The sequence below is a fragment of the Nostoc sp. genome, assembly GCF_035638895.1.
GTDB lineage: Bacteria > Cyanobacteriota > Cyanobacteriia > Cyanobacteriales > Nostocaceae > Nostoc.
Genome location: NZ_DASQZC010000501.1, coordinates 1 through 4,485, shown reverse-complemented (window position 1 = coordinate 4,485; position 4,485 = coordinate 1). Strand labels below are relative to the sequence as shown.

The window sequence follows — 4,485 nt, the reverse complement described above, 5'->3', positions numbered from 1 at the left end:
CCATACCCACTCATCAGAGATGTGGCAGCGAGGAATCATGTCAGCTTTCCCTTTAGAATTATGGTTGGCGGAACTGTATGATTTTGCCCCTCTCGAACCCGAACAGGTTTATCTCAGCGCTTTGGGTACTGCGGTGGAAACCCTACTTTCCGGTGGGACGAGTGTAGTAGACCATCTGGTGTTAATTCCCGGACTTGAGTTAGAAACGATCGCCATTGCAACTCGCGCTTACATAGAAGTGGGAATTCGCGCTTTTATCGCCCCCTTAATTCAAGATGAGTCCCTCAGCGCAGGTATCCCATCTGGCGAATCAACCCAAACTCATGAACCTTATTTTCGCTCAACTGCGGCAACATTGGAAATTATTGAAGAGGCCGTGAGACAGTTTCATCGCCCGGATGAGGGTATAAATATTTTAGTTGCACCAACAGGGATACAATTGTGTACTGATGCTTTATTTGAAGGATGTAGTGAGTTAAGCGATCGCTATAATCTTTGTCGTCACTCTCATTTACTTGAAACCAGGGCACAGGAAAAACTCGCCCAAGAAAAGTACGGTTGTACTGCTGTAGAACATTTGAAAAGAATCGGATATTTGAGCGATCGTACAACTCTAGCTCATTGCGTCTGGTTAAATGATGCTGATATCGCCATTCTCGCCGAAACTCAATCTACAGTTGTTCATAATCCTTTAAGTAATTTGCGTTTAGGTAGTGGCATCGCTCCCATTTTAAAATATCGCCAAGCTGGAGTAAATGTAACTTTTGGTTGCGATGGTGCTTCTAGTAATGACTCTCAAGATTTGCTAGAAGCAATCAAAATGGGTTCTATTTTACATAATGTTACAGACTCAGATTATCAACACTGGATTACACCCAGGCAAGCAGTAGAAATGGCATCATTGGGAGGTGCAAAGGGATTGAATATAGCAGACACACTCGGTTCCTTAACTGTGGGTAAACAAGCCGATTTGATACTTTATGACCTCACAAATTTATCATTATTACCCCGTACAGATCCCATTGGCTTATTAGTCTTAGGTCGTCCTACCAATGTTGTTAATAGTGCTTGGGTAAATGGTAAGCAAATTGTTGCTGATGGCAAAGTTACCACAATTAACGTTGATGAATTGCGACAAGAATTATTTAACCGCAGTCAATGGGAGACAAAGCGCAAGTCTGAAACCGTAGCGCAAATTGAGGCTCATTATCGCAGAGTGATGGGGTTGTGAAAGACAAATAAATACAGAACTGCGGTAAAAAATTTTTGCTTTGGTATTTAATATACAGAGAGTATCTCTTCTTCTAATGCAGACTTTGTTGTAAGTCAGAGACTAATTAAAGCATTCCAAAATTTTAAAATTCTTGAAATGCTCCAAAGAAAGATCCTTCAGATTACTCCATACGTTTTAACTGGTTCTGGGGAGCATATTACTGGAAAAAAACAATTATCACACTTGGAAACTTAGGTGATGCAATTGCTTATGAATATTATTCCTAGACTAGCCTGTGTGTAATGATCTGTAGGATTGTTTGCACTCAGGCTTTTTTACTTCTTACTTTCCTAGAGTGAATTCGTAGTGAACTATGAAGGATGAATACCAGTGGCTGAGGTAATATGAAACTCTTAGTTAGAATGGCTGTTATTATTCCATCCGCTAAATAAGGTACTACGACAATTGACATGATTGTTTTACTACAAAAATAAAAATTCACTTTCAATGAAATGGAAATGTTAAATATAAGAGTTAGATAAACTCAAATAAAAATAAAAAGTTACATTAAATTCTTTACGCAAAACTTAGATTAAAGTATATTGGATGTTCACCTTGAATATAAAACATACAAGAAAAATATGACTTGGGTTGAACCAAAATCTAGCAAGAAAGCAGTAAGCAGAGCAGGTGATAAATTAATAAATTCGGATTCATCTGAAGAAGAAAAACTAGAATCATTAGATATCGTTAGCAACTGGAGGTCATCATATACATTTACCTTACATATTATTGCAAGTTTATTAAGGTCTAAGGTAAAAAATGTTGAGAAAAATGCAATAATTACCCAAAGATTAAAGCGTATCCCATCAATACTAGCAAAACTCAAACGCCTTCCTAATATGAGATTACAGACAATGCAGGATATTGGAGGATGTAGAGTAGTTTTATCAGATGTAAAAAAAGTCCATGCTTTAAGAGACTTGCTATTAGCTAGTAAAACAAAAAATGAATTGGTAAAACAAGATGATTATATCGAAAATCCTAAAGATTCAGGATACAGAGGGATACATTTAATTTATAAATACAAAGGTAAAAAAGATAATATATATAATGGGTATACAGTTGAAATACAAGTAAGAACAAAGATACAGCACTCATGGGCTACAGCAGTAGAAGTTGTAGGGGTAGTGGTAAATATGTAGTGATAATAAATTTAGGCACTCCTGCAAGAATTATAATAATGAATAAAATACCAGATAGCGCCAATATGGTTTTCTAGCTTTTTAGAGAAGGATAAAGTCTTTCTAACCAAACGAGAAATTCTTTGGCGCATTGTATTATTAAAACGTTCAATATGGTTAGTCTTGCCACTTTCTTTCCCTACTGCCTGATGACGTTTGTTAGGAATAACTTGTGCATAAGCGGCCCAAAAATCTGTATAACAAACAGCGCATTGACGATAAACTGGTGGTAGAGAATTCCATAATCCTCTAGCTCCATCTTCGCTGCGATCGCCAATGTAAACTCCAACTATTTCTCTAGTCCTTTTATCCAAAGCTAACCAAATCCATTGCTTATTACCTTTATGACCTACAAATGACCAAGCCTCATCACATTCAACAGTCAATTTGCCTCTTGGTTTGGCTGAAACATTTATATGAGTCGGAATCTGAGTATATTTATTATTGACATATTTTTGTAACCAAGTCTCTGAAACACGAGCAGCACGAGCAATACCTGCAAGAGATATTTTTTCGAGTAAAAGTCTATCAATTAGTTCTATAGTATATTTACTAATAACTTTATTAGTAGGATTTTCTATAAACTGTCTTTTACAGTTTTGACACTGGTATTTTGGTTTTTGATTATGAATACTGCCATTTTTGACGGTGTGTTGGGAACCGCAATTTGGGCAAGTAGGTCTGGAGGCTGACATCAGTTCTAAGACAATCAGATTTTCAAATACTGGTATAATAAAAATTAACACACTCTCGTTCAAGTATTTATTTTAAATATTTATCACTTGTGGATATATAAATTACTCAAATAAATATATTTCAAAATTTAAACAGCTAAAAATAAATAATTTGAGTAATTAAATCTCCGTTTTCACTACATATTTACCACTACCGTTGTAGGAACGTTCTTAAAACAATCTCTAAAATCAGGAGAAGGTTCTGACAAATGGTTATATTTTTTTAAGTTAGTAAGTTTACTTTTGGCATTCATAGAAAATTGTTTACCAGAAAATATAAGCAGCGAAAGGTTAAAAGAAATTAAAGAGGAAGTAAATTTACTAGTAGTAGAACTAGAAGTTTTTAAAAAACTAGAAGCATTTTCAGTTTCAACTCATCTAATAACAGATAATGGGAATAGTGATGTTTGTGGTTACTTTTTGATCCTGCTGAATATTGATCAACAAGATGTTCAAGTATGGTCTTACAAAGAAAAATACCGTTTTCAAGCAACTGAAGATTATAAGAATTTTGAGAAAAAATACAAAGATACAAAAGAGGTAGATATAGTATTAGTTAACGCCAAATCAATAAAGACATTAAAAAAAGCATATCCAAATTATTTTGCTGACTCTAAAGAGTTTTTAGACAAACTTAAGGAGGTTCTAGCAAAAGAAATATAATTATAATAACCTGCCATACTATTCCACTACAGATAGCGATCCTCAAAATCTAGAAGCGCGGGCTGGAATTGCTCGGTGGAATACAATCACTCAAGCCAAGACATAGCTAAATGTTGCAGTAACAGCGTTATCGTCGTTTCTGGGGGAGACGGCTATGCATTAGTATTTTTTAGAACTGGCACATCAGCCGCAGAATTGCTTGCTTACTTGCAGATGCAGCTGAAAAAGCCTGACTTTGTGCAAATAGAAAGAGAGTTATGTCTAGCTTTATCAGATCCAGCATTATCTAAAAAATTTAAATTGCAAATTCTGTACCCTCTCCCTATATGGAATTAACCTCCAGAGTACCGCCATGTTTTTCTACAATAATTTGAAGTGCGATCGCTAAATCCTTTTTTACACCATCAAAACCCTAGTAATTCACTACAAACCCATAAAAACACGCGGATTTTTGTGTATGCTTTGTGGCCAAGTGTCTTTGCCATACATTTCCGGGAGTAAACATGGAACGCGCTATTTCTGCGTTGGGGATTTTAGTTTTTATTGGTATATCCTACGCCTTCTCGGTTAATCGTCGTGCGGTGCGTTGGCGCGTAGTAGCTTGGGGTTTGGGATTAGAGTTTGCATTGGC

6 protein-coding genes are annotated in these 4,485 nt (G+C 35.9%); 5 read left to right on the top strand and 1 reads right to left on the bottom strand.

The window, feature by feature from the left end:
- On the top strand, window positions 1-1,231 hold a 1,231-nt coding region (locus tag VE944_RS25005; protein WP_324983456.1), incomplete at its 5' end, for an amidohydrolase.
- 623 nt (window positions 1,232-1,854) lie between these two features.
- The gene (locus VE944_RS25000) at window positions 1,855-2,418 is read left to right on the top strand and encodes a RelA/SpoT domain-containing protein (RefSeq protein WP_324983453.1); all 564 of its coding nucleotides are present in this window, start codon (window positions 1,855-1,857) and stop codon (window positions 2,416-2,418) included.
- An 11-nt stretch (window positions 2,419-2,429) separates the two neighbouring features.
- On the opposite strand, the gene VE944_RS24995 is transcribed toward VE944_RS25000, so the two are convergent.
- Window positions 2,430-3,152 (bottom strand): IS1 family transposase, encoded by a 723-nt coding sequence (locus VE944_RS24995; protein WP_324983461.1) that lies wholly within the window; start codon window positions 3,150-3,152, stop codon window positions 2,430-2,432.
- A 282-nt stretch (window positions 3,153-3,434) separates the two neighbouring features.
- Between VE944_RS24995 and VE944_RS24990 the strand changes: the two genes are divergently transcribed.
- From VE944_RS24990 to VE944_RS24980, 3 genes are all read left to right on the top strand, one after another.
- On the top strand, window positions 3,435-3,854 hold the full coding sequence (locus VE944_RS24990; protein WP_324983452.1) for a hypothetical protein: 420 nt from the start codon (window positions 3,435-3,437) through the stop codon (window positions 3,852-3,854).
- A gap of 75 nt (window positions 3,855-3,929) precedes the next feature.
- Window positions 3,930-4,190 (top strand): hypothetical protein, encoded by a 261-nt coding sequence (locus VE944_RS24985; RefSeq protein WP_324983449.1) that lies wholly within the window; start codon window positions 3,930-3,932, stop codon window positions 4,188-4,190.
- A 167-nt stretch (window positions 4,191-4,357) separates the two neighbouring features.
- Window positions 4,358-4,485: Na+ dependent nucleoside transporter N-terminal domain-containing protein (locus VE944_RS24980; RefSeq protein WP_324983459.1), on the top strand; the 128-nt coding region annotated here is incomplete at its 3' end.

Excerpts from the sequence above, each read along its gene's own strand:
- VE944_RS25000 (WP_324983453.1), top strand. The coding sequence starts at position 1,855 with ATGACTTGGGTTGAACCAAAATCTAGCAAGAAAGCAGTAAGCAGAGCA.
- VE944_RS24995 (WP_324983461.1), bottom strand. The coding sequence starts at position 3,152 with ATGTCAGCCTCCAGACCTACTTGCCCAAATTGCGGTTCCCAACACACC.